Below are 24,081 nucleotides of genomic sequence, written 5' to 3' on the forward strand. Positions count from 1 at the left end.
TGCCACCGGCGCCGCCTTGAACGGCGGCGCCGGCCATCACCTCGCACACAGGAGTACGTTCCATGAATTACGTTACTACCAAGGATGGCGCAAAGATTTTCTACAAGGACTGGGGCACGGGGCAACCTGTCGTGTTCTCGCACGGCTGGCCGCTCAACGCGGATGCGTGGGACGTGCAGATGCTGTTTCTGCAGCAAAAGGGCTACCGCGTGATTGCCCACGATCGCCGCGGCCACGGCCGTTCGAGCCAGACTGGCACCGGTAACGATATGGACACCTATGCGGACGATCTGGCCGCTGTGATCGACGAACTCGATCTGAAGGATGCGGTGCTTGTCGGCCACTCCACCGGCGGCGGAGAGATCTCGCATTATGTAGGCCGTCATGGCACGAAGCGTGTCAAGAAAATGGTCCTGATCAGCGCGGTCCCGCCGCTCATGCTCAAGACCGAAGCCAATCCGATTGGTCTGCCGAAGGAAGTCTTCGACGGTATCCGCGCCAGCACCGCCAGCAATCGCTCGCAGTTTTTCAAGGATCTGGCGATGCCTTTCTACGGCTATAACCGGCCGAATGCAAAGGTCTTGCAAGGCGTGATCGACGAATTCTGGCGCGAGGGGATGCTTGGTTCGGTGCTCGGCGAGTACGAGTGCATCAAGCAGTTCTCGGAAGTCGACTACACCGCCGATCTCCAGAAGATCGATGTGCCGACGCTGATCCTGCAAGGCGACGACGACCAGATCGTGCCGATCGATGCTTCGGGCCGCAAGTCCGTCGAGATCATCAGGAATGCCACGCTCAAGGTGTATCCGGGCGCATCGCATGGCATGTGCACGACCGAAGCCGACAAGGTGAACGCCGATCTGCTCGCGTTCCTCCAGTCGTAAACCGACATAAGCAAGTTCAACGCAGCATCGACCGTGCTGTGCCGTATTGTCCGCATTAGCGTCAAATGATCGGCGGCCGGAGGAGTCCGGCCCATTTCCCCTTGGTTAACTGAGAGGCATACCGACATGGAACAAGTTACCCCGTGGAGCCAGGTCGTCTCGCTTCTATCGCATGGCATCAATGATGAAATGTTCGCGGCGCAGCCCTGGCAAGCAGGCAGCGGGTCACACCCGGCCAACGGTGTGGGCAAACCGCGCGGCGCGCAGCAGGGTGTACCGGCCGCCGACTGCGATAGCAAGATTACGTCGATCGAGCGTCAGGACGAGGGCCTCGCGCTGGTGTCCTGGTGCGATCCAACAATGTGCCATTACATCGATCAGGTCTGGAATCAGGTCGTGGCCCGCAGCTCCGGTTATTGCGCGTTGACAGGGCAACGGATCGAGCGGGGCGACACGGTCTTCAAGCCTCGCGCGCGCGGGCGCAACCGCCCGGCCAACTGCAACGAAATGGTGCTTGCCGCAGCACTCGCGCAGGACGACGACACGCCGGCCTGACACGGTGTGCCCTTTGGTTGTGTCCTCCAGTTGTGATGCTGTGACGTCCTTTTTCTATCAGGAAGAACGATGATGAAAAAATCGAAACTCGCGATGGCTCTCCTGCTTGCTTCCACGCTGAGCGCGGCATGCCTTCAGGCGCATGCCCAGGTGGCGGGCTCACAAACGGTCGGCATCAGCGTATCGGAGTCGGAGTTGATCGTACGCGGATGGAGCGTGAAGAAGGCGATTCTCGGCAAGCCGGTAGTCAACGACAACGGCGAGCAGATCGGTGTGGTGCACGACATCATCATTGCGCCGGACAAGTCGGCCTCGTTCGCGATTATCGCGGCGCATCAGTTTGCCGGCGTCTCTCAACACGATGTGGCGATTCCGATCGACCAGCTCGACTTCGTGAAGGGCAAGCTGACGCTGGCGGGCGGCACGCGTGAAGCGATCAAGGCGATGCCTGCGTTCCAGTACGCGCACGTCGCTTCGATGCCGGTGACACGTTCCGAGTATTCGGAGCATCACTGAGGCGGTGTATCGGTGAGGGGTGGACGGCCCGGGTGCTTCAGGCAGCCCGCGTGATCCAAGCTTATTTCGCGGGCGTCTGCTCCGCCTCCGACTCCGGCTCCCAGCCACCGCCGAGCGCGAGGAACAGGTTGGCCTGATCGACCGCCACCTGTCCCTCCGCTGCTGCGACCTGGGCGCGGGTCGAGGTCAGCGTGCGGGTTGCATCGAGATCCGAAATAAACGACTCGCGGCCGCCGACATACAGGCGATGCGTTTCACCCGCCGACTGCGTAGCCGACTTGAGCGCCGCCCGTAAAGCCTCGGCGCGCGTGTAGTCAGCCACGTAGGTGGCGAGACTCGTCTCCGTTTCACGCAGTGCATTGAGTACCACGCCGTCGAAATGCGCGAGCGCCGCTGTGCTGGCATCCTCCGCTTCGCGCACGCGCCCACGCGCACCGTTGGTCGGGAAGGTCCAACTGATCAGGGGTCCAAATCTCCAGTAATCGGTTTGCGACGTCACGAGATCTTCAGCGAGGCCAACTGTTCCAGTCGAGGCGCCGAAACTCACGGTGGGATACAGCGCGCCGGTAGCGACGCCGATCCGCGCTGTCGACGCCGCAAGCTGGCGCTCGGCTTCGCGCACATCGGGGCGGCGCTTGAGCAAAGCGGCGCCATCGCCGACCGGCAGCGCCTGCTTGATCTGCGGAACCTTGTTGCACGCGAGGACAGCAGGCGGCAGATCGGAGGGGGCGCGCGCGAGCAGCATCGCGAGCTGATATTGGGCGATTTTGCGCCGCGCGGTGTAACGCGGAATATCCGCCGCCAGCGACTCGACCTGCGTCTGTCCGCTCGTCACGTCCGGCTGATTGCCGCGGCCGGCATCGCGCAGACGCCGCGAAACGTCCACGCGTTGCTTCTGCAGCGCGAGCGATTGCTGCGCGATGGCCAGCTCATCCGCCGCCGAGCAGTTCTCGATGTAGGCGCGCACCACTTCGGCCACCACGGTGATACGCGCGAGATCGCCGGCTGCCCGGGTCGCTTCGCTCTCGGCATTCGCTGCTTCCACGCCGCGGCGCAGTTTGCCGAACAGATCGAATTCATACGAGACACGAATGCCTAAGTCGCCTTCGTTCGAGACCGGGATCTTGCCGAAGATCAGGTATTGCTGTCCGGACTCCTGCGCCCGTGCGAATGCGGCCTCCGCGCCGCCGGAGAAACCGCCTTGCGCCTCGGCAACGCCGAGCGCTTCCTGCGAACGCGCGAGATTCGCGGCGGCGACGCGCAGGTCGGTGTTCGATTTCAGCGCGTCGCTCACGAGCTGTTCGAGAACCGGGTCGTCGTACAGATGCCACCAGTCGGACGGCACCGGTTGTTGCGAAACGTGCTGACCGTCGACGTCGGGCAACGCCGCGTCGGCGAACGGCGCGTTGATGACCGCAGCCTTTGGCAACGAATAGTTTGGACCGACGGTGCATGCGCACAAGGCCAATGCGAACAACGGCGCAAGTGCCGCCAGCGGTGCCAGCGGCAGAGCGGGTAGGGTGCGCAACGGCTTCATCGCGCGGCGCTCGCGGCGGATTGCGCGGCCGCCGCCGAGGCGGGCGGAACTGCAGCCGGCTGCGCCGGAGACGGCGGTGTTGAAGCTGGCTGTGATGCGGCTGGCTGTGATGCGGCCGGCACACCCGAAGCAGTCCTATGGTCCACCGCGCCCTGCGAACCGATGGACGGCGCGAGTCCGCGCACGGACACGGTCGCCGTGCGTCCGGCGATCATGCGGAAGTCCTTCGGCACATCGTCGAGCGCGACGCGCACGGGGATGCGTTGCGCGAGGCGCACCCAGCTAAAGGCCGGGTTCACGTTCGGCAGCAGGTTTGCTCCTTCGCCGCGGTCGCGGTCCTCGATCGCGGACACGATGCTCGCCACGTGCCCACGCAGCACACCCGGCTCGCCCATGATCTTGATATCGACGGCCTGGCCGATATCGATGCCGCTCAGCTTGGTCTCTTCGAAGTAACCGTCCACGCGGAACGAATGCATATCCACGACCGACAGCACCGCCCGGCCTGACGACGCGAATTCGCCGGTGCGCGGCGCGCGGTCGTTCAGATAGCCGTCCACCGGACTGACGATGTGAGTGCGTTGCAGATTCAGACGCGCGGTATCGACGGCGACCAGCGCATCGTTGAGCGCCGCCTCGTCCGTTTCGACGCGCGAGCGGCTTTCTTCCGCTACTTCGCGCGCGACGAGGTCACCCAGCTGACGGTTGCGCACGTCTTCGCGACGGGCCTGATCGAGCGTCGCGCGCCGCTGTTGCGCCGTGGCCAGCGCCTGCTGCAGCGCGAGCGTGTAACGCGCCTGATCGATCACGAACAGCGTTTGCCCCTGCCTGACCTGCTGATTGTCGACGACGTCGACCTCGGTGATCAGACCGGACACGTCGGGCGCCACCTGGATGATGTCGGCACGGATGCGGCCGTCGCGTGTCCATGGCGAGAACATGTAGTAGTTGATCATCTTCCACAGCACGAGGCCCGCGATCACGACGACGATCAGGGTCAGCAGGATCTGACCGATGGAGAACCAGGTTTTTTTCACGTTATGAACCGGTGCGAAACGAGGACGACAAGACCCAGCAGCAGCACATAGATGCCGAGATCGAAAATGGAACGGTGCCACACAAGACGATAAAAGCCGGTACGCTCGAGCACCGTGCGAATCGCGAGGCCGAGCACATAGGCGACGAACATCAGCACCAGCACGGCCGGCACGAACACGCCGAAGACATCGACTTCGCCGATCATGGTTCGTAATCCTGAAGTGAGGTCAGTGGTCGCATCATGTGGCAGCTTCCTGGTTGGGCGCGGCAGGTGGGCCAAGCGAAGCGATCGTGGCCGGAAACAGTGACAGGCGCAACCCGACCAGCGCATGCTGCGCATCGCGCAACTGCTTGGTATAGAGGGCCGTGCTGTTCGCTGTATTGAGGAGCCCAAGGGCGCCGACCCGAGCGAGCGCCGTGTCGATCGCGGACATCAGGCTCTCGGGCACGGGCTGGCGCTTGCGGCGCGCGACACAGGTTTCGAAGTGACCGCGGATGCCGTCGAGCACATGGTCGATCGAAGCAGACGTCTCGCTGCCGAGCTTCAGACGCAGACGGCGCAGGTCGACCGCGTTAAAGGCAATGCGCAGATCGCGGAAGCTCTCGATGGACGGATGGCGGTTGTCGTCAGTCGCGGCGAGACGCGGGATCAACTGCATCAGGCGGTCCAGCATGCGCGCCGCCAGATTGCGTTGGTCTTCAATCGGCCTGGTCGAGGCGCTCAACACCACGTCGGCCCAGCTCGAACGCATCAGACGGGAGGCCGCAAGCTCGGCGCCGAACGGCCGCGTCACGCGGGTCCACAGATACGCGTACAACAGACCCGCGAGGCCCGCGAGGTTGCTGTTCACGAAGATAAAAAAGTCGGCATCGTAGGCGTCCTGAATGCTGATGAAGGTCGCGGTATTGACGGCCACTAGCATGGTCGCGAGATTAAACTGCGGACGCGGGATCAGCGTACCGACGAGGATGAACGGCCCAGCGAACAGGATCACGAGCATCGGGAAATCGTGCACGTTCGGCAGCACAACGAACAGATAAAGTCCCGCCAGCACGACACTGGCCGAGGTCGCAGTGAAGAATTTGAACACTTGCGGCGCGGGCTCGTCGAGCGCCGCAAAAAAGCAGCATGCAATGGCGGCGAGCGTGACCGCGCCGGCGCCGTCGTTCCAGCCGGAACTGATCCACAGTACGCAGCCAAGAACGATCGCACCGACCGCCGAACCCGTGGAGAACAGCATCATGCCGCGGTCGAAATAGCGCTCCGTTCCGCCCACCCGCCAGTGCCGGAAGCGCGGCTGCCAGGTGCCGTCCTCTTCCACGACGATGCGCCGCAGCGTCCGGCAGTCCTGCCAGACGTCGATGACCTGCTTGAGCCGCCACAAGGCATTCGAAAGGACCGCGCCTTCCCAGGTGGCGAACGCCGCAGGCGGCGGCTGCAACGCGGCGATACGCTCGCGCAGGAGGTCGGCTTCGAGGTCGGGCCGCTCATGCTCCTTCGGGGGACGCAGCGGCGTGTTGAACCACTTGACGACATCGGCGAGCAGCGGCTCGAGTCCGGCAGGAGGCGTGCGTTGGTCGCCAAGCAACGCTATCAGAGGATCGGCCAGCGACGACATGATGGGCAGCAGCAGTTGCATGCGGCCGCGCAGGTCTTGAGCACGGCTTAGCACGTCGGGCCGGGTGTGATCGTAGGCGAGCTGGCTCAGCAGCAGTTCGAGGCTATTGACGGTGGCGGCGAGGCGCTGGCGGCAGGCCGAGATCGAGGCGCCCGCAATGCGCCCCGACAGCGTCTCGGTGGCGTAGATGGCGGCGTCGCGGAACCAGCCTTCGGTGCGCTCGATGATGGTCGGCGCGAGGCGGTTCGGCAGAACGACGCCGCCTACGACGCTCGCGCACACGATGCCGAGCAGGATCTCCTCGGTGCGGGTGACGGCGAGGTCGAAGACGGCGGTGGGATTGAAGACCGCCGGCAACGCGATCAGCGGCATGGTGTAGCCCGCCAGCATGAAGACGTAGCTACGCGCGGTGCGGTCCGAGATCGCGAGATACAGCAGCGTGCCGGTCCACAGGGCGACGACCACGCTGAACAGATACGGGGATTCGACGAACGGCGGCACGAACAGCACCGCCGCCGATGCCCCAAGGGCGGTGCCGAGCGCCCGGTACAGCGCCTTCGAACGGGTCGCGCCCACGAAAGGATTGGAGACGATGTAGACCGTCGCCATGGCCCAGTAGGGCCGCGGCAACTGGAAGGCGAGCCCGAGGTAGAGGGCGAGCATGGCTGCCGCAAAGGTCTTGACCGAAAACAGCCAGTCGCGCAGTGAGGGGTAGACCATGGCTTGTTATGCGGTGGCACGCCGGGTGGAGGTGCATGAAGCTTGCATGATAAATGAGTCTGTCGCGATCGTGCGACATTGCATGCCGATGGAGGCCACGCTGGTCAAGTTCTCCAGCGGTAATGTATCCGGTAGCCGCCGGGGCCTCAAGGGTACTGAAGACCTGGGCGGCGGCCTGGCGGCACGCGATTCGTCCGCAGCGCGGTGTAGACCACCTGAAGGGTCGCAGACTACACTCTCATGCGGCGAACAAGGCGGCACGCTATCCCTCCACGCTGTATGGCTCGAAACGCGCATAGGCATTTAACAATGAGCGACCGGACTGCCCAATCCATCTGGCAACGCTGTATCCAGCTTCGAGGCCTGGGCGTGCGCTTCATGCGCTGCTGTGGTCTTCTGCTCGTCATGGCGAGTGTGCCTCTGCAGGCATGGGCGCAGCAGGCGCCGGCGAATGCCTCGTCTGACGAAACCGCGCTATTGCCGGGTCTCGTGCGTGAACCCATCGCACTGCAGATCACCTTGCCGGATGGCACGAAGCCCAACCTCGAAGCCTTGGTGGTACGCCCGGACCGCCCCGGGCGCTGGCCGCTGGTGCTGATGACGCCCGGCACGCCGCGCGTCGCTGCGACGGGTGTTGGAGACCGTGCGCCGGAACTGCTGCTGACCGCCGCGGTGGCGTTTGCGCAACGAGGGTACGCCGCCGTGATCGTCTTGCGCCGCGGCTTCGGACACTCGGACGGTCCGTATGCAGAGAGCGGAGGTCCGTGCCGCAGCCCCGACTATCTCTCGCCCGGTAAGGCGTCGGCCGACGACTTGCTGGGCGCGCTGGACTCGTTGCGTGCGCAACCTTGGGTAGACGCTCAGCGCGTGCTGTTGCTCGGCAAATCGACCGGCGGTCTTGCCGTGCTCGCGGCGTCGGCGCGCAATCCGCAAGGCGTGGTTGGGGTGCTCGATTTTGCCGGCGGCCGTGGCTCGAGCCGCCCTGACTTTGTGTGCCGGCCGGATCAACTGATCGAGGCGGTCGAGCAGTACGGCTCGACGGCGAAGATGCCGAGCCAGTGGGTGTGGTCGGAGAACGATCATTATTTCAACCCTGATCTCGCGCGGCAAATGCTTGCGGCCTATACCTCGCACGGCGCGTCGGCGCAGCTTGCGGTGTTGCCACCGTTTGGCGACGACGGTCATGAACTGCTCTACGATGCCCCCGCTGAAGTCTGGTGGCCGACGGTCGAACCGTTCCTGAAGACGTTGAATCTGCCGACCCAGATCGTCGTGCAGTTGCCTGCCCCCGCTGTGCTGCCGCAACCGCCTGGTCTGAATGAGGGCTGCCGGGACCGGTTCGCGCTGTATGGCGCCTCGCGTAACGAAGGCAAGGCATTTGTGATCGCCGCAGGCGGGCATTGCTCGAATACGCTGATCGAGCGCACACCGCAGGAAGCCGCCGAGCATGCATTGGCGTATTGCAGATCGAGGTGGTCGGAGTGCGAGGTCTATGCGCTGGGGCAGCGGGTGGTGCAGTAGGGACGCGTGCCGGTCTGGCCCGTACGCGGCCCGTCTCCCTCGTGCTACGATGGCTCGCCAAGCTCGACGGAGAGATCGATATGAATCCGGAGACCGTAGCCAGGTTCGACCACGAATTCGCCCCCCGCATTGCAGCGACCATCGCCGCCTTGTTCGACACGGGTGTGCACGCGGAAGTGTTGCCGTATCACGGCCACGGCCATCCGACCAGCGTCAGGATATGGGCCGAACCGATCGAAGTGGTGCGGCATTATCCGCACAAGCTCAATCTGCATCTGACCTGGGACAGCGACGAAATCGAGCGTCTGATGGGAGAGGGTGGCGAGGCGCGCTTCGCCAGTTATCTGGATGCGATTCCGCGCAAGCTCGATGCATGGCACAACGCGCGCGAGGTCGATTTTCGCTCGCATACTCAGGCCGAGCCTGAGATATTGATCGGCGGTCTGGACTTCGAGTCCTGACGCCGGTGCTGTGAAGCAACCGGCGCCGTACCCGCCGGGTCTGTCGGGTTCAGAGGACGAGTCCCGTCCTCCTGGGCCCGTTAGAACCGATTCCCGTTCGTGGCAATGCTACCCGGCGTGAACGACACGCCACGCAGCACTTCACCGAAGCCGGCACTACGCAGCGTCACGAACTTCTCCCTGGCGGCGCCAGCGGCGGTCGTGTTCTTCAGCACATCGCGCGTCACCACCAGGCGGTTCGGATCAGCGCCAATATCGCCATTGCCGCTGACTGTCGACGTAATCGCCCAGATCGTCACCGTGCCGTCGTTTTCGACGCGGCCGGTCAGATTGCGCAGGCCGTCGGTAGCAGGCGCCCACGGCAGGCCTGTGGCCGAATTCGAACCCGTCGGATAGCCCGGTACTGTGTACTCCGTACCAAGATTCAGACCGGCCTGAAGCGTATAAGCCAGCGTCCACTTTTTCGCCGAGGCGTTGTAGATCCATTTCTGCAGCCCTGCACCCGTTTGCGCGGCGGCATGCGTGAACAGATCGGTGCCGCCGGTGTAGCCGTCGCCTTCATCTGCAACATACAGCGTCGTGGCGTTGGCGAACCACATGCCGAACGGGAAGGCGGGCGTCGTCAGCTGCTTGGTGAGCGTCGTGGGGAAGCCTGCCAGGATACACATATTGCTGGGCAGACCGCTCGTTTGCAGCGTCGCGGAATCAAAGGAAAGCGGCGTGGTGGGCAGCTTCGCATTGGCCGCCGGCACGCCTGTGCCGGACGGGCAGGCCTTGCCGGTGGTGTCGAGGAAGTACACCGTATTCACGCCGTTGCTGCCGCTGCCCTTCGTGTAGTACAACACATTGTTGTAGATCGTGATGCCGCGGAAGTTGTCGTCCTTGCCGATCTTGTCGGCTTTGGCGCCGAGTTCGGTGACGGAGAAGCTGCCGAGCGGTGTCGGTGCGCCCGGGTCTTGCTGCGCCTCGGACTGGTTAGACGCTTCCACGATCTGCGCGCCTGTGCCGATGATCACGCCGTCGGGCTGCGGGTTCGAACCGTTGCCGGCATTGCCGGTGGCGTAGAAAAAGTCGTGGCCGTTGCTGTCGTTCAGAATGGCGGCGCGTCCGTTATCGCCGCTGAAGGCATTCGTTTCGGTGAAGCGGAAATTGCCCAGACCATCCACGCGTGCAATCCCGCGAAACACGTTCTGCCCATCCGGATTGGTCGGATCGACTTCGCCGGGCGTATTCGCGTTCGAGGCATCGATCGCGTTCACGGGCGCAACGTAGCCGACAAAGCTCAGGTAGCGGCCGTCGGTAGATAGATGCAACGCCAGTTCGGATTTCGAACTAAAGCTCGTGACCAACTGGCCGTTCGAATCGCGCTGGGGATGCAGACTGTTGGGGACTTCGAGTGAGCTGACCATTTCGCCCGAAGGCGTCAGCTGATCGAGATAGATGCGCGACGTGATACCGAAGTTCGAGTCGGACAGTACGTTGTTCCAGACGTACGGATAGGTGCCGTCGACGGTGGCGCCGGTGCTGCAGCCTCCGGTCGTGTTGGCACAGTCCGGCGGCAGGATCGTGCCCACCTGGACATTGCTCGACAGATTGTCGTACACACTGCGGCTAACCACCAGCAAGCCGGGAAAGAACGGGGTTTGGCCGCCAAAGGGAAATTGCTGCGCACATGCACCGGCGCTTGCAGCGATCAGCGTGAGCGCTACCAATGGGTTTCGCGCTTTGAGAACAGAACGGGAATTGAAGCGGGAAAGAGCGCCGGTGAGCAGGCGCGAGCGGGCAGCGGTTTGCATCTGTAGTCTCCGTACGGCATTGGGGGAATATTAGTGACGGACCTGCAGGACAACCGCGCTACCGTAGCAGCGCTTCGTGAACGATTATTGACGTAGCGCTTTCAGATTCGTCAGGCAGTCTCTCCCAATCGAAAGAAACTGACGCTTTCCACGAGGCCAGACGCCTTGTTCTGCACTGCATCGGCGGCCGCGGCGGCCTGCTCGACGAGTGCCGCGTTGCTTTGTGTGACCTGATCCATCTGGTTCACAGCGTCGTTCACCTCGGCAATGCCGGTGGCCTGATCGACCGTAGCGGTCGCAATCGCTTCGACAATGCGTGTGACGCTACCCGCGCTTTCCACCACGCCATCCATCGTGTCGCTCGCGCGATGGATCAGTTGTGTGCCGACTTCGATGGTCGACACCGAGTCGCGAATCAGTTCCTTGATCTCGCGCGCGGCGTCCGCCGAGCGCTGCGCGAGACTGCGCACTTCGCTTGCGACCACGGCGAAGCCGCGTCCCTGGCTGCCCGCGCGAGCCGCTTCGACTGCGGCATTGAGCGCGAGAATATTGGTCTGCGCTGCAATGGCTTCGACTACACCGGTGATGTCGACGATCCGCTTCGACGCCGCGTTGATCTGCGCCATCGTGCGCACTGCGTCGCTCATCACGACGCCGCCGTCACGCGCCGCTTGTGCCGCGGTTTGTGCAAGCGTGGTTGCGTTGCGCGCATGACTTGCGTTCTGTTGGACAGAGTCTGTGAAATGCTGCATCGATGCGGCGGTTTCTTCGAGCGACGCCGCCTGCTGCTCAGTGCGTGCGGACAGATCCAGATTGCCCGCGGCAATCTGCTGGGTGGCGGCAGAAATGGTCGTGGCGCCCTCGCGGATTTCGCTGACGATATGGCGCAGCCGCTGATTCATGTCGTTGAGTGCAATCAGCAACTGGCCTGTTTCGTCGCTGCTCTCGACGATCACGTCGGCACGCAGATCGCCTGCGGCCACCGCTTGCGCTACGCCCACGGCTTGCCTGACCGGCACGGTGATGCTGCGGCTCAGAAACCAGACCGCCGCGGCGCCGGCCACGAGTGCCGCCAGCACGACGACCAGCAGCAGGGTGCACGCGAGGTGGTAAGCGTTGAGGGAGGCCTGTTCGATGCGCTGGTTCGAAGCCTGCGCCTGTTGCATGACCGAAGCGACAATCGCGTCGATCGCATTGGTCGGCGCACGGTCGATGCCTTTGACGAGTGCGTCGACGATATGCGGGCTGTTGGGGTTGGCGACGTCGAAATGCTGGAGTGCGCCAAGATAGCTCGTCTGCAGCGACTCATGCGTGGCAATCGCATTGTCGACGCCATCGGGATTCACGCTCAACGCAGCCAACTGGCTTCTGAGCTTTTGCAACGCGGCGGTGGTCTTGTCGCTCTGCGCGATGAACGCCTGCTGATGAGTGGCGAGTGCGGTCGCATCGGTGCTGCGCAATAGCAGATCTTTCCATTCCTGAACCTGCTTCTTGAACTCGACCTGGGCGACGCGGGCGGTGTCGGCCGCCTGGCTGTATTGCTCGAGGGTCAAGGCGGATTCGGTCTGCAGCGTGTGCGTCTTCGAGAGCGCATGCCATCCTTCCAGCCCGACCACCATCGTCGCCGCCAACAGTACGGCGCCTAGCAATGCCAGCTTGGCGGCAATTTTCAGATTTCTAAAAAACGACACAACTACTCCTGGATACGTTAAGCGGATTGCTGCTTGTCGCCCACACTTGTGGCATCGGCGCAGCAGCCAGGACCGGTAGGGGCGGTCGGATGTTACGGCACGGTGAAGTGCGCCGCGAGTCCGGAAGGGCCGTGATGAGTATTTGAACTGTTTATGGCGGGGCGGTAGCGTCACGCCCTGCAGCGAGTCAATCTTCAGACTATTGAGCGTGTCTTGCATCGTCGTTGCTGATGCGAGGCACGACATCTCATGCGGGTATACGGCGGCGCCACCGCAAACTTGAACTGTCGCGGACGTGGCTTACTTTCGGTGTGTTACGAACATGGCCTTTTGATTGGCTTTCGGCGCTGCGTTTAGCGCCTCTCTTTGCGCTCGCGGCTCACATGATTGCTGAATGCAGATGATGCGGATGCTCGAGCGTTTCGGCGATGATGCGCAACGCTTCCTCGCACTCTTCGCGATTCTTCGAGCCACCAAGGCAGACGCGTACAGCATTTGGCGGATTGCCATCGGTCGAAAACGCGGCACTGGCAACGGCCGCGATGCCCTGGTTGCGCAACTGCAGCGCCAGCTCGGACGAACTCCAACCGTCGACGCCCGGAATCGGTAGCCACAGATGAAAGCCATCCGCATGCGCATCGTAAGACCAGCCATCGAGGACGCGTGCCGCGATCGTCTGACGGGCTCTGGACTCGCTGCGAATGGCGTTGAGCATCTCTTGCGCAGTGCCGTCGATCACCCATTGGGTCGCTAGCGACACCGTAAACGGACTTGCCATGACAGTGGTTGCGCGCAGTGCGCCGGCGAGGCGTTGCGTCTGACGTGGCGTAGGCGCCTGCAGATAGGCGACGCGCAAGCCTGCCCCAAGGCTTTTGGAGAGACCTGTGACGTAGTAGGTCAATTCAGGCGCGAAACTCGCCAGCGTGTCGGGCGCCTGCAGCGGCAACATGGCGTAGGCGTCATCTTCGATGATCGGCACGCTGTAGCGTAGCGCGACATCCGCGAGCGCTTCGCGGCGCTTGTTGGTGAGCGTGAGGGTACTGGGATTCTGCAGTGTCGGATTGCAATAGAACGCGCTCGGCTTGTCGGTCTTGCAGAGCGCTTCGAACGCATGCGCAAGCGGCCCTTCGTCGTCGCGTGCAAGCGCCTGCAGGCGCACGCCCAGTTGCGCGGCGATCGCCTTGATGCCTGGATAGGCGAGCGTGTCGAGACAGATCATCGCCCCTGGCCGCGCGAGTTGCGAAACGAGCGCCACCAGCGCGCTATGAATGCCGGGGCACACCAGCACGTTTTCCGCCGGGCAGTTGGGCAGGCGGCGTTTGAGCCACTCGGCGCCGGCCGCCTTGTCGGCCGGCGAGCCGCCGAAGTCCTGATAGCGCAGCAACTGATAGGGATCGCTATCGGCCATCAGCCGTGCCGCCGATTCGCGCAAACGCGCGGCGTATTCCGCCGGTTCGGGTGGCGTGTTCATCGTCATCTCGATGCTGCTGCCGCCGGAGAGTGGCAGCGTGGCGGTGCGGCCGCGCACGAAAGTGCCGCTGCCGGCGCGCGAATCGAGCAGGCCGCGCTTCTTCGCTTCGGCGTAGGCGCGTGCCACCGTGGTGTAGTTGAGCGACAGCTCGCCGGCCAGATCGCGCAGGCCCGGCAGCCGGTCGCGTGGCCGCAGCCGCCCGGTGGCGAGATCTTCTTCAATCAGATCGGGAATCGCGAGGTAAGCCGGCTTGCGGATTTCGGCGAGGCGTTTGATCCAGTGATGTGTCGGGCTACTCATCGTTTTTGTGCGGCTAAAAAGTGATCGCTTTCAATGATCGGATTGATCGTTTCTGGTGAATGACTGCACCGGCTGTGCGCATTGGCATCGTGCTATTGCCCCTGGCTGGTGCGGTCAACGCGGTAAACGGCGCTTCTATTGGCTGCGCTCGCTATACGCAAGCTTCAGGCCAAAAATTTTTTCGGGGCGCTTAACGAATGATCGTCTGTTTGATTGGAAAGTGATCGCATCGGCGCACGCTTTCAATGGCACGGCCGTTGCGTTAGTAAGCGCGGCGCAGACGTCTTGTGGCGCCGTGCTACCACGCGACATTTACCGTTCACGCAAACCACATTGGAGAGTGCCATGCCTGCCGTCAACAAACCGCTGCATCAGAAGGGCGATTACCTCGTCGACTACGAAGAGAAGGTCTTCGAGGATGTGAAGGCCGAGCCGGGCGAAAAAGCGCTGGTCACGTTTCACACGGTGGCCTTTGAAGGCTCGATCGGCTTCGTCAACCTGCTGCAGGCCACCCGTTTGCAACGCAAAGGCTTCGAGACGTCAGTGCTGCTCTACGGGCCAGGCGTCACGCTCGGCTTGCAACGCGGCTTTCCTACGCTCGGCGACGAAGCCTTCCCTGGTCATCTGAACTTCAACAAACAGTTGACCAAGTTCATGGAAGAGGGCGGCAAGGTGTATGCGTGCCGTTTCGCGCTGCAGGCGCTGTATGGACACGGTGAGGCTTCGCTGATCGAAGGCATCCGCCCGATCAGCCCGCTCGACGTGCTCGACATCCAGCTTCTGCATCGTAAGGACAACGCGCTGATTATCCACACCTGGACGGTCTGAGCACGGGCGGCCATCACCATGTCTGAAAAACGCATCGTCCGTGCCGCCGCGGTCCAGATTTCACCGGACTTCGAGCGCAGCGACGGCACACTCAACAAGGTCTGCGAAGCAATCGATCAGGCGGCACGCGAAGGCGTGCAACTGATCGTGTTTCCTGAAACCTTCGTGCCGTATTACCCGTACTTTTCGTTCGTGCGGCCGCCAGTGGCCTCCGGTGCCGATCACATGAAGTTGTACGAAGAGGCGGTCGTGGTGCCGGGGCCCGTGACGCAGGCCGTCGCCGAGCGGGCGCGCCTGCATCGCATGGTGGTCGTGCTCGGTGTCAACGAGCGCGATCACGGCAGCCTCTACAACACGCAGCTGATCTTCGACGTAGACGGCCAGTTGCTGCTCAAGCGCCGCAAGATCACGCCGACGTTTCATGAACGGATGATCTGGGGGCAAGGCGACGCGGCAGGGCTGAAGGTGGTGCAGACTGCCTATGCGCGAGTCGGTGCGCTCGCGTGCTGGGAGCACTACAACCCGCTCGCGCGCTATGCGCTGATGACGCAGCATGAGGAGATTCATTGCAGCCAGTTTCCGGGCTCGCTGGTGGGGCCGATCTTTGCTGAGCAGATCGAAGTAACGATCCGGCATCACGCACTGGAGTCGGGCTGCTTCGTCGTCAACGCGACGGGATGGCTGACCGAAGCGCAGATCGCTTCGGTCACCAGCGACACGGGTCTGCAGAAGGCGCTGCGCGGCGGCTGCAATACGGCGATCGTCTCGCCGGAAGGGCAGCATCTCGCGGCGCCGCTGCGCGAAGGTGAAGGCATGGTGATCGCAGATCTCGACATGGCGCTGATCACCAAGCGCAAACGCATGATGGATTCGGTGGGCCACTACGCGCGGCCCGAACTGCTCAGTCTCGCGATCAACGAACGGCCGGCCACGACCGTCTCGCCGATGCGTTCATGGGGCGCTTCTGCCAACGCTTTTGCCCCTGAAACAGCCACTGATTTCAACTCAACCACGGGATGCCGCGATGAACGCCAACGAGACCCTGCCAGCCGCGAGCCGGCAATTGATGACTGAGTTGCAATCGGTGGGCCTGCGGCTCGCCGATCCGGGTACAGGCGTCGCCAGCCGGCGCGGCGGCGCTGGGCCGTCGGACCACAAGGCCGTGACGGTGGATGGCGTGACGATCATGGTGCCGGTGCATACCAACACCGCATGGCATTCTCCCTTCGTCGCGGCGCCTGCCGACGCGAGCGGTATCAGTTCCCTGCTGCGCGGCACGATTCCGATCGCCAATATCAGCTTCCCGAAGGCGCCGCGTTTCTATGGCATGCAGACGCTCGACGGCGTGCCGTATTCGCACATCGCCACGCTGCATAGTGCCGACGTGCTGGCGACCACGGTGCTGCAAACCTGCATCCGCTACGAGAGCCGTCGCAAGACCTGCAAGTTCTGCGCGATCGGCCAGTCGTTGGCGGCAGGCCGCACGATTGCCCGCAAGAGCCCGGAGCAGCTCGCCGAGGTGGCGCGCGCGGCCGTGCTGCTCGACGGCGTGAAGCATATGGTGCTGACCACCGGCACGCCGCCCACCAGCGACCGCGGCGCGCAGATCCTGTGCGAAAGCGCGTTTGCGATCCGCGCGGCAGTCGATCTGCCGATTCAGGCGCAATGCGAACCGCCGGACGACGACCGCTGGTTCGCCCGCATGAAAGCGAGCGGTGTCGATACGCTTGGCATGCATCTCGAAGTAGTGACACCTTCATTGCGCGAACGCATCATGCCTGGCAAGTCGAGCGTGCCGCTGTCGCGTTACATGGAGTCGTTCAAGGCGGCTGTGGCCGTATTTGGACGTGGCCAGGTGAGCACCTATATCCTCGCCGGACTCGGCGATACGGCGGAAGCCATTCTGACGATGTCGCGCGAGCTGATCGAGCTCGGTGTCTATCCGTTCGTGGTGCCATTCGTGCCGATCAGCGGCACGCCGCTCGAGGATCACCCGGCGCCTACGCCCGAATTCATGAAGTCGGTTCTGCAGCCGCTCGGGGCGATGCTTTCGGAAGCGGGCCTTCGCTCGAGCGACATCAAGGCCGGCTGCGGCAAGTGCGGCGCGTGTTCGTCGCTCTCTTCGTACGAGGTGTGATCATGTTTGGCGAAGCGATTGCGGGCGCATCCGAAGAACTCGATCTCACACCGGTGTTGTACACGCCGACCGAATTTCGCATCAAATGGACCACGCTGCCGTGGGAAGCTGAGGAAGCCTACAAGCTGCGGCGTGCGGTGTTCTGCATCGAGCAGGGCATCTTTGTCGGCGACGATCGCGACGAGGTCGATGAACGTGCCCAGCAACTGGTGGCGCTGAGCTGTATTGCGGGAATGCCCGAGCAGGTTGTGGGCACGGTGCGCATCCATCAGGAGGCGCCAGGTGTGTGGTACGGCTCACGGCTAGCGGTGCACGCGGCGTTTCGACGTCACGGCAAGATCGGCGCGACGCTGATCCGGCTTGCCGTGACGAGCGCTCATGCGCTGGGTTGCGAGACGTTTCTCGCGCACGTGCAAAGCCAGAATGTGCCGATGTTTCAGACGCTGCATTGGGATGCGCTGGCGCAGGAGACGATGCTTGGACGTCCGCATCATCTGATGCAGGCACAACTCGAGCATTACCCGCCGTGCACCACTCCGCGCAGTGGCTTTGTTGCGAAATCGCGGAGCGCGTCATGAGCGTGGCGGATCTCGTCGCCAGCTTACGCGAGAGCCGCGGCTTCCGGCACAAGACCGATATTGCCGGCGTGGTGTCGTCGCTTGCGCGTCAGCTGCCGGGCGGCGCCGGCGATCTCGGTCAGGCGGTGGCCGTGGGCGACGATTGCGCGGCCTTGCCGGATGGTGACGGTTATCTGTTGTTCGCCATCGAAGGGATGGTCAGCGACTTCGTGCAGGCGATGCCGTGGTTCGCGGGCTACAGCAGCGTGATGGTCAACGTAAGCGATATCTACGCGATGGGCGGCCGTCCGCTCGCGGTCGTCGATGCGCTCTGGAGCAATGGCATCGAGGCGGCGCATGAGGTGCTCGCGGGGATGGCGGCGGCTTCGGTGGCGTACGGGGTGCCGATTGTGGGTGGGCACACCAATGCACGCAGCGATCAGGCGCAACTGGCGGTGTCGATTCTCGGTCGCGCCAAGGCGCTGCTGTCGAGCTTCAACGCGCGTCCCGGCGATCGTCTGCTGATGGCGGTTGATCTGCGTGGCCGCTTCGAAGAACCGTATCCGTTCTGGAATGCTTCGGTGGGCGCGTCGGCTGCGCGTCTGCGAGACGATCTGGAGTTGCTGCCGCGGCTGGCGGAGAGCGGACTGTGCGACGCGGCGAAAGACATCAGCATGGCAGGTACGCTTGGTACGGCATTGATGTTGCTCGAATGCTCGCGGGTCGGCGCGCGTATCGATCTCGATGCAATTCCTAAACCGGCTGACGTGCCGCTGGCACGCTGGGTTACCGCGTTTCCGAGCTACGGCTATCTGCTCGCGGTGCGCGAAGAACACGTCGAGCGCGTGCAGGCACAGTTCGTGGCGCGTGCGCTTGATTGCGCCGTGATTGGAACGGTGGATGCAACGCGCGAGGTTGTTGCGCATCGCGGCGATGACGCCGCCGTGTTGTGGGACTTTAGCGGTGAGCCGTTTATCGTCCCGACGGATCAGGTGCTGCAATGAACACGGGCACATTGCGCATCGGACTGCTGACGCATTCGGTCAATCCGCGCGGCGGCGTTGTGCATACGCTCGAACTCGCGAGCGCACTCAGCGCGCAGGGCCACGATGTCACGGTGTTCGCGCCAGCTACGAACGGCGAGATGCTATTTCGTACGCCGCCTTGTCGTGTGGTGTATGCGCCCGTGATCGGGTCGCAAGCCGGTACGGTAGCGCTGGTCGATGCGCGTATTCGTGCCTTGAAACGCAGTGTGCTTGAGCACGGAACGAACGCGTTCGATGTCTTGCATGCCGAGGACAGCATCAGCGGCAACGCGTTGGCGGAACTCAGGGAAGAAGGTGCGATCCGCGGTTTCGTGCGCACTGTGCACCACCTGGATCACTTCGACGATCCACGCCTCGCGGCATGGCAGGAACGTGCGTATCGCGACGCGGATCAGGTTTTGTGCGTGAGCGACACATGGACGCGTGAAATGCTCAGCCGTTATGGAATTACTGCGGTCACAGTACCGAATGGCGTCGATCCAACACGTTTCACGTCATATACATCGTCTGCCGACGAGGTCATGCAGCAGCAACTCGGACTCGGAGCAGGCCCGCTGATTCTCGCGGTGGGTGGCGTCGAAGCGCGCAAGAACACGCTTGCGCTACTCCATGCATTTGCCGCAGTGCGCGCGGTGTTTGCCGAGGCGCAACTGGTTGTCGCGGGCGGGGCCAGTCTGCTCGATCACGATGCGTACACGCGGCGCTTTATCCAGCGAGCAGCGGAACTAGGTTTATCTATCGGACCGCAGGAAAGCATCGTCGTCACCGGGCCTCTTGAAGATGCTGCGATGCCCGCGTTATTTCGCAGCGCCGACGTGCTGGCGATGGTATCGATACGCGAGGGCTTTGGACTCGTTGTCCTGGAGGCGCTCGCCTGCGGCACGCCGGTTGTTGCGTCGGCGATCGCACCGTTCACGGAATACCTCGATAGCGCCACTTGCTGCTGGGCTACGCCGACCGACACGAATTCAATTGGCGCAGCGCTGCTGCACGTGCTCAACGGCGAGCATGCCACCGATTTCACCCATGCGGTGCCCGCGCTGCTCGCCCGCTTTAGCTGGGCCGCGAGCGCGCGCCGTCATGTCGACGTCTACCGCGCATGGCTGGCACGCCAGCCGCTCGCGATGCACTAAAGTCATTTGCACAAAGGAATTTCCATGCCTGTCATGCACTTTCGCATTCAATGGCCCGATGGCGAGGAAGCGAACTGCTATTCGCCGTCACAGGTAGTCAGCGACTTTTTTACGCCGGGCCATATGTATCCGCTCGACGATTTCGTCAAACGCTCGCGTGAGGCGCTCAACATTGCTTCGGAGCGGGTGCGGCAGAAGTATGGTTTCGCGTGCTCGGCAGCGATGGATCAACTCGCGCAGATCGAACACGACGCGCAGCGCTTTCGCGACCACGCGGACGCCACCGTGAAAGTCATCGAACTGGTCTGAACGTTATTACTTGCAAGGACGCATCATGTCGAACACAGCGCATTCCATGAGCGCGGGTCCACGCGGCAATGGCCATTACAGCGTGCTCGTCGTTGGCGGCGGGCAGGCGGGCCTGTCGGTCAGCTATTACCTGAAGCAGGCCGGCGTCGATCACCTCGTGCTCGAAAAGCAGACCGTCACGCACACCTGGCGCAAGCAGCGCTGGGATGCGTTCTGCCTCGTCACGCCGAACTGGCAATGCGCGTTGCCAGGCTACCCGTACTCCGGCGACGATCCGCATGGCTTCATGAAAAAGGACGAAATCATCGCGTACCTCGATGGCTTCATTGCGATGGTGGATGCACCGCTGCTCGAGCACACGCAGGTCAGCCGCGTGAAGCGCCAGGAGGATGGCAGCTATGCGGTGGCCACCTCGCAGGGTGATTTCACGGCGGACCACGTCGTGGTGGCTTCAGGCGGCTACCACACGCCGATCGTGCCACGCATGGCAGAGCGTCTGCCAGTGCAGATCGTGCAGCTGCAGTCGTCTGAGTATCGCAATCCGCAGGCGCTACCGGAAGGTGCGGTGCTGGTGGTAGGCTCAGGGCAGTCCGGTGCGCAAATCGCGGAGGACCTGCATCTGGCCGGCCGCAAGGTGGTGCTCGCCGTAGGCGAGGCGCCGCGCTGCGCACGCTTTTATCGCGGGCGCGATGTGGTGGATTGGCTCGCGGATATGCAGTACTACGATATGCCGGTAGAAAAACATCCGTTGCGCGAAGGGGTGCGCGACAACACCAATCACTATGTGACCGGCCGCGACGGTGGACGCGATATCGACTTGCGCCGCTTTGCCACGGAGGGCATGGAATTATACGGACGGCTCGAGGATCTGCGCGATGGACAGTTGCATTTTCAGCCGAATCTCGCGGCCAATCTCGACGATGCGGACGACACGTATAACCGCATCAATGCAAGCATCGACGCTTTCATCGAAAAGAATGGCATCAGCGCGCCGCCAGGCGTTCCCTACAAGCCGTTATGGCAGCCGCCGCACGAACGCGCGACGCTCGAACTTGCAGCGAGCGGTATTACATCGATCATCTGGTGTATCGGCTTTACGCCCGACTTTAGCTGGATCGATGCGCCGGTGTTCAACGGGCGCGGCTATCCGGCCCATCACCGCGGCGTGACGCCGGTCGTAGGATTGTATTTCGTCGGCTTGCCGTGGTTGCATACATGGGGCTCGGGCCGCTTCTCGGGAATTGCGCGCGATGCGGAATACGTCGTGCAGGCGCTTCTTGCAAAAGAGCGTGAGCGGGCCGCGACGTGTGCGTCGATGGCGGCTTGAGAGGCGTGACAAAACAAAACTGCCTGGACCGCGCAGAAGTCTCGCAGTTCAGGCAGTGTTTCGACGGTTAGCGATTTAAGCGTCGCTATCCGATGCTCAAGCGCCCAATGCCGGATCGCTAAAGCTGCTGTGTCCCGTTTCGACGTGGCCACCAAGGCGCCGCGTGAAGGTCGGGTCCGTATCGACGGTCACCGTCAGGTCGTACCAGCCATAAGCGGCGCGCAGGTCGAGATAGATCTCGTCCGTCTTGCCGCCGGCCACCTTTTGCCGGATCACCATGCTCGGATCGTACGCATTGGTGACAGTGAACTCGCAGTGTGCCGTGCCCTGGTTCTCGAGACGCAACTGCAGATTGCCGTTGGCGACGTCGTAGCCTTCAGCCACTTCCGGATTGGCCACTTCCGATTTGCTCCACCAGTTCGACGCTGCCACGGGCTTGCCGGCGAAGCGGCGCAGATAGCCGTTCGGGCCGTACACGGTGTAGTCGTAGGTGCCGTTGGCGTTGAGCGGCAACTGGTCGTCAAGGCGCTTGCCGGCTTCGACGGTGTAGGTGAGCGGTGCCGTGCTGCTGTTGGTCGAATAGACGAGGAACGCTGCGCCGGCCTGTCCGCTGTTCACGAAGCCCAGTGCGATCTTGCCTTGCGATGCGCCGCTGCGCAGCCGCACGAAGAACTCGTAGGGCAGCGCACGCGCCGGGCGCACGCCAGGTTCCTGCTTCGGCACGGCCTGCACGAGCGGCGGAACCGGCACATAGTCCGGATGACGCAACTGGTCCGGCGGAGCGTAGCCAGTCGTGCTCGGCAGCGTCGGCGTGGCGTCGTTCGGATTGACGAAGTTGAATGCCGACATCAGGTCACCGGACACCGCACGGCGCCACGGCGTGATATTCGATTCGCCGAGGTCGTGATTGTGGCCGAAGCGCTTTTCGATAAAGCGGATCACCGACGTGTGGTCGAACACTTGCGAGCACACATAACCGCCCTTCGACCACGGCGACACCACGATCATCGGCACGCGCGGACCCATGCCGTACGGGCCGTTCACATTTTCGCCGGCCGGATATTGGCCGTTGCCCAGATAGATCTCGTTGGTGTTGGCGACAGTCGACAGGCCGTTGGCGCTCGAAGCCGGTGCGAACGGGGGCGGCACGTGATCGAAGAAACCATCGTTTTCGTCGTAGTTGATGAGCAGCACCGTCTTGCTCCACACCTCCGGGTTGGAGGTCAGAACCTGCAGCACCTGATCGACGTACCATGCGCCGTAGTTCGCGGGCCAGTTCGGATGCTCGGAATACGCTTCCGGAGCGACGATCCACGAGACTTGCGGCAGCGTATTGTTGGTCACATCCTGCTTGAGGATATCGAAGTAAGTGCCGCCGTTTGCCACGTTGGTGCCGGTGCGCGCCTTGTCGTACAGCGGATTGCCCGGCGTCGCGTTGCGATACTGGTTGAAGTAGAGCAGCGAGTTGTCGCCGTAGTTGCCGATATACGCATCGGAGCCCCAGCCCCACGAACCGGCCGCGTTCAGGCCGGTGCCGATGTCCTGATAGATCTTCCACGAAATACCGGCGTTTTGCAGCACTTCTGGATACGTCGACCAGCCGTAGCCGAGCTCGGAGTTGTCGATCACCGGGCCGCCGCCGCTGCCGTCGTTACCTACCCAGCCGGTCCACATGTAGTAGCGGTTCGGGTCGGTCGGTCCCAGCAGCGAGCAGTGATACGCGTCGCAAATCGTGAATGCGTCGGCCAGCGCGTAATGGAACGGAATGTCGTCGCGCGTCATGTACGCCATCGTCGTGGTGCCCTTCGCAGGCACCCACTGGTTGTACAAGCCACCGTTCCATGCCGTGTGCGTGGTGTCCCAGTCGTGCGCCAGATCCTGCAGGAACTGCAGGCCGAGATTCGGCGCGCTCGGACGGAACGGCAGCACGTAGCCCGCGTCAGCGGTAATGCCTTCGGTGAGCGGTTGGTACCACACCGGGTTGCCGGTGGGCAGCGTGATGGCGCGCGTGTCGCCAAAGCCGCGCACGCCGCGCAGCGTGCCGAAGTAGTGGTCGAATGCGCGGTTTTCCTGCATCAGGATGATGATGTGCTCGACGTCCTGGATATTGCCTTTGGCGTTGTTGGCGGGAATCGCGAGTGCGTTGCGAATGCCGAGGGGCAGCATGCTCAACGCGGTTGCAGAACCCGCAGCCGAGGCGGCTGCGCGCAGAAAATCACGGCGATTTTTTGATGTCATGTTGGGCTTCGATCTTCAGGGAAGGAATATGCGCGACGGTGAGCAAACGGGTAGAACCGGCGCGGGGAGTCGGACGACCTCAATCAACGGTGTGAATCACGGGTGTTACAAGACTGTCGGACGCCGCGGCTCCGACCTGGGCGGCGGTCGGCGGCGGTGTCTGGAAGGCGTTGGGCGGCAGCCCGGCTGCTGCCGCCGGCGCCGCCTGGGTGGCAACGTTTTGCGGCATCGCGTAGGGCGCGGGCGGCGCGGAGTTGACCTGATCTGAGGTCGTCGTTGCCGTTTCAGGTGCCTTGTCGTCGTCGTTGCTGCATGCGCTCAAAGTGACGCTTACGCAGACACACAATGACGCCGCCAATGCCGCTCTTCCGAACGTGCGCAGCCGCGCGCGTGGTGC

General features: G+C 63.0%; 22 protein-coding genes. 13 read left to right on the top strand and 9 right to left on the bottom strand.

The features are described 5' to 3' along the window. The first annotated feature begins 62 nt into the window (after nt 1-62). The 3 genes from P3T17_RS01440 to P3T17_RS01450 all read left to right on the top strand — a co-directional run bounded on the left by P3T17_RS01440 (nt 63) and on the right by P3T17_RS01450 (nt 1,955). Entirely contained in the window at nt 63-884 is an 822-nt protein-coding gene (locus P3T17_RS01440; RefSeq protein ID WP_429404241.1) for an alpha/beta fold hydrolase, read from the top strand. Nucleotides 885-1,010: 126 nt separating this feature from the next. After that, nucleotides 1,011-1,439: a DUF3331 domain-containing protein gene (locus P3T17_RS01445; protein ID WP_429404243.1), complete on the top strand. Its 429-nt coding sequence runs from the start codon at nt 1,011-1,013 to the stop codon at nt 1,437-1,439. Nucleotides 1,440-1,508: 69 nt separating this feature from the next. Then, complete coding sequence (locus P3T17_RS01450; RefSeq protein ID WP_429404245.1) at nt 1,509-1,955, top strand: PRC-barrel domain-containing protein; 447 nt, start codon at nt 1,509-1,511, stop codon at nt 1,953-1,955. A 61-nt stretch (nt 1,956-2,016) separates the two neighbouring features. Here the strand turns inward: P3T17_RS01450 and P3T17_RS01455 are convergent, their stop codons facing one another. The 4 genes from P3T17_RS01455 to P3T17_RS01470 are packed head-to-tail and all read right to left on the bottom strand — an operon-like array spanning nt 2,017 to nt 6,869. After that, the gene (locus P3T17_RS01455; protein ID WP_429404247.1) at nt 2,017-3,492 is read right to left on the bottom strand and encodes an efflux transporter outer membrane subunit; all 1,476 of its coding nucleotides are present in this window, start codon (nt 3,490-3,492) and stop codon (nt 2,017-2,019) included. After that, entirely contained in the window at nt 3,489-4,529 is a 1,041-nt protein-coding gene (locus P3T17_RS01460) for an efflux RND transporter periplasmic adaptor subunit (RefSeq protein ID WP_429404249.1), read from the bottom strand. Before P3T17_RS01460 ends, P3T17_RS01455 begins: the two co-directional genes overlap by 4 nt. Then, on the bottom strand, nt 4,526-4,735 hold the full coding sequence (locus tag P3T17_RS01465) for a DUF1656 domain-containing protein (RefSeq protein WP_074264010.1): 210 nt from the start codon (nt 4,733-4,735) through the stop codon (nt 4,526-4,528). The genes P3T17_RS01460 and P3T17_RS01465 overlap by 4 nt, the downstream gene beginning before the upstream one ends. Before the next feature lie 34 nt (nt 4,736-4,769). Then, entirely contained in the window at nt 4,770-6,869 is a 2,100-nt protein-coding gene (locus P3T17_RS01470) for an FUSC family protein (protein WP_429404251.1), read from the bottom strand. Between the two features lie 309 nt (nt 6,870-7,178). Here P3T17_RS01470 and P3T17_RS01475 point away from each other — a divergent pair, with 309 nt between their 5' ends. Both P3T17_RS01475 and P3T17_RS01480 read left to right on the top strand, forming a co-directional pair. Continuing rightward, nucleotides 7,179-8,390: a dienelactone hydrolase family protein gene (locus tag P3T17_RS01475; RefSeq protein ID WP_429404253.1), complete on the top strand. Its 1,212-nt coding sequence runs from the start codon at nt 7,179-7,181 to the stop codon at nt 8,388-8,390. An 80-nt stretch (nt 8,391-8,470) separates the two neighbouring features. Further along, entirely contained in the window at nt 8,471-8,851 is a 381-nt protein-coding gene (locus P3T17_RS01480) for a DUF5594 family protein (protein ID WP_429404255.1), read from the top strand. 80 nt (nt 8,852-8,931) lie between these two features. Here P3T17_RS01480 and P3T17_RS01485 read toward each other — a convergent pair whose 3' ends face one another. The 3 genes from P3T17_RS01485 to P3T17_RS01495 all read right to left on the bottom strand — a co-directional run bounded on the left by P3T17_RS01485 (nt 8,932) and on the right by P3T17_RS01495 (nt 14,109). Next, nucleotides 8,932-10,647, bottom strand: a complete 1,716-nt coding sequence (locus P3T17_RS01485; RefSeq protein ID WP_429404257.1) for a hypothetical protein — start codon at nt 10,645-10,647, stop codon at nt 8,932-8,934. A gap of 110 nt (nt 10,648-10,757) precedes the next feature. After that, entirely contained in the window at nt 10,758-12,338 is a 1,581-nt protein-coding gene (locus tag P3T17_RS01490; RefSeq protein ID WP_429404259.1) for a methyl-accepting chemotaxis protein, read from the bottom strand. Between the two features lie 379 nt (nt 12,339-12,717). Further along, the gene (locus tag P3T17_RS01495) at nt 12,718-14,109 is read right to left on the bottom strand and encodes a PLP-dependent aminotransferase family protein (protein WP_429404261.1); all 1,392 of its coding nucleotides are present in this window, start codon (nt 14,107-14,109) and stop codon (nt 12,718-12,720) included. Nucleotides 14,110-14,454: 345 nt separating this feature from the next. Between P3T17_RS01495 and P3T17_RS01500 the strand changes: the two genes are divergently transcribed. Genes P3T17_RS01500 through P3T17_RS01535 form a run of 8 tightly spaced genes read left to right on the top strand, consistent with a single transcriptional unit; the run spans nt 14,455 to nt 21,446 of the window. Then, nucleotides 14,455-14,937, top strand: coding sequence for an MSMEG_0572/Sll0783 family nitrogen starvation response protein (locus P3T17_RS01500; protein WP_074264016.1), 483 nt, complete (start codon nt 14,455-14,457; stop codon nt 14,935-14,937). 18 nt (nt 14,938-14,955) lie between these two features. Continuing rightward, nucleotides 14,956-16,011 carry a Nit6803 family nitrilase gene (locus P3T17_RS01505; RefSeq protein WP_429404263.1) on the top strand — a complete coding sequence of 352 codons (1,056 nt, stop codon included), beginning with the start codon at nt 14,956-14,958 and terminating at the stop codon, nt 16,009-16,011. Continuing rightward, nucleotides 16,004-17,074, top strand: coding sequence for an MSMEG_0568 family radical SAM protein (locus P3T17_RS01510; RefSeq protein ID WP_429405471.1), 1,071 nt, complete (start codon nt 16,004-16,006; stop codon nt 17,072-17,074). The genes P3T17_RS01505 and P3T17_RS01510 overlap by 8 nt, the downstream gene beginning before the upstream one ends. Before the next feature lie 2 nt (nt 17,075-17,076). Then, nucleotides 17,077-17,652, top strand: coding sequence for an MSMEG_0567/Sll0786 family nitrogen starvation N-acetyltransferase (locus P3T17_RS01515; RefSeq protein ID WP_429404264.1), 576 nt, complete (start codon nt 17,077-17,079; stop codon nt 17,650-17,652). After that, on the top strand, nt 17,649-18,635 hold the full coding sequence (locus P3T17_RS01520) for a sll0787 family AIR synthase-like protein (RefSeq protein ID WP_429404265.1): 987 nt from the start codon (nt 17,649-17,651) through the stop codon (nt 18,633-18,635). The genes P3T17_RS01515 and P3T17_RS01520 overlap by 4 nt, the downstream gene beginning before the upstream one ends. After that, entirely contained in the window at nt 18,632-19,810 is a 1,179-nt protein-coding gene (locus tag P3T17_RS01525; RefSeq protein WP_429404267.1) for an MSMEG_0565 family glycosyltransferase, read from the top strand. Before P3T17_RS01520 ends, P3T17_RS01525 begins: the two co-directional genes overlap by 4 nt. Before the next feature lie 24 nt (nt 19,811-19,834). Further along, nucleotides 19,835-20,119, top strand: a complete 285-nt coding sequence (locus P3T17_RS01530; protein WP_074264022.1) for an MSMEG_0570 family nitrogen starvation response protein — start codon at nt 19,835-19,837, stop codon at nt 20,117-20,119. Between the two features lie 25 nt (nt 20,120-20,144). Continuing rightward, on the top strand, nt 20,145-21,446 hold the full coding sequence (locus P3T17_RS01535; protein ID WP_429404270.1) for an MSMEG_0569 family flavin-dependent oxidoreductase: 1,302 nt from the start codon (nt 20,145-20,147) through the stop codon (nt 21,444-21,446). A gap of 96 nt (nt 21,447-21,542) precedes the next feature. On the opposite strand, the gene P3T17_RS01540 is transcribed toward P3T17_RS01535, so the two are convergent. Further along, nucleotides 21,543-23,684, bottom strand: a complete 2,142-nt coding sequence (locus tag P3T17_RS01540) for a phosphocholine-specific phospholipase C (RefSeq protein WP_429404272.1) — start codon at nt 23,682-23,684, stop codon at nt 21,543-21,545. A gap of 79 nt (nt 23,685-23,763) precedes the next feature. Then, nucleotides 23,764-24,006 carry a hypothetical protein gene (locus P3T17_RS01545; protein ID WP_143787484.1) on the bottom strand — a complete coding sequence of 81 codons (243 nt, stop codon included), beginning with the start codon at nt 24,004-24,006 and terminating at the stop codon, nt 23,764-23,766. Nucleotides 24,007-24,081: the final 75 nt, after the last annotated feature.

The organism is Paraburkholderia sp. GAS82 (assembly GCF_050436285.1).
Taxonomy (GTDB): Bacteria; Pseudomonadota; Gammaproteobacteria; order Burkholderiales; family Burkholderiaceae; genus Paraburkholderia; species Paraburkholderia phenazinium_B.

Coding starts and splice junctions, on each gene's coding strand:
- P3T17_RS01510 (WP_429405471.1), top strand. CDS start 16,004: ATGACTGAGTTGCAATCGGTGGGCCTGCGGCTCGCCGATCCGGGTACA.
- P3T17_RS01530 (WP_074264022.1), top strand. CDS start 19,835: ATGCCTGTCATGCACTTTCGCATTCAATGGCCCGATGGCGAGGAAGCG.
- P3T17_RS01495 (WP_429404261.1), bottom strand. CDS start 14,109: ATGAGTAGCCCGACACATCACTGGATCAAACGCCTCGCCGAAATCCGC.
- P3T17_RS01520 (WP_429404265.1), top strand. CDS start 17,649: ATGAGCGTGGCGGATCTCGTCGCCAGCTTACGCGAGAGCCGCGGCTTC.
- P3T17_RS01515 (WP_429404264.1), top strand. CDS start 17,077: ATGTTTGGCGAAGCGATTGCGGGCGCATCCGAAGAACTCGATCTCACA.
- P3T17_RS01485 (WP_429404257.1), bottom strand. CDS start 10,647: ATGCAAACCGCTGCCCGCTCGCGCCTGCTCACCGGCGCTCTTTCCCGC.
- P3T17_RS01505 (WP_429404263.1), top strand. CDS start 14,956: ATGTCTGAAAAACGCATCGTCCGTGCCGCCGCGGTCCAGATTTCACCG.
- P3T17_RS01480 (WP_429404255.1), top strand. CDS start 8,471: ATGAATCCGGAGACCGTAGCCAGGTTCGACCACGAATTCGCCCCCCGC.
- P3T17_RS01540 (WP_429404272.1), bottom strand. CDS start 23,684: ATGACATCAAAAAATCGCCGTGATTTTCTGCGCGCAGCCGCCTCGGCT.
- P3T17_RS01455 (WP_429404247.1), bottom strand. CDS start 3,492: ATGAAGCCGTTGCGCACCCTACCCGCTCTGCCGCTGGCACCGCTGGCG.
- P3T17_RS01450 (WP_429404245.1), top strand. CDS start 1,509: ATGATGAAAAAATCGAAACTCGCGATGGCTCTCCTGCTTGCTTCCACG.
- P3T17_RS01525 (WP_429404267.1), top strand. CDS start 18,632: ATGAACACGGGCACATTGCGCATCGGACTGCTGACGCATTCGGTCAAT.
- P3T17_RS01440 (WP_429404241.1), top strand. CDS start 63: ATGAATTACGTTACTACCAAGGATGGCGCAAAGATTTTCTACAAGGAC.
- P3T17_RS01475 (WP_429404253.1), top strand. CDS start 7,179: ATGAGCGACCGGACTGCCCAATCCATCTGGCAACGCTGTATCCAGCTT.
- P3T17_RS01500 (WP_074264016.1), top strand. CDS start 14,455: ATGCCTGCCGTCAACAAACCGCTGCATCAGAAGGGCGATTACCTCGTC.
- P3T17_RS01465 (WP_074264010.1), bottom strand. CDS start 4,735: ATGATCGGCGAAGTCGATGTCTTCGGCGTGTTCGTGCCGGCCGTGCTG.
- P3T17_RS01470 (WP_429404251.1), bottom strand. CDS start 6,869: ATGGTCTACCCCTCACTGCGCGACTGGCTGTTTTCGGTCAAGACCTTT.
- P3T17_RS01535 (WP_429404270.1), top strand. CDS start 20,145: ATGTCGAACACAGCGCATTCCATGAGCGCGGGTCCACGCGGCAATGGC.
- P3T17_RS01445 (WP_429404243.1), top strand. CDS start 1,011: ATGGAACAAGTTACCCCGTGGAGCCAGGTCGTCTCGCTTCTATCGCAT.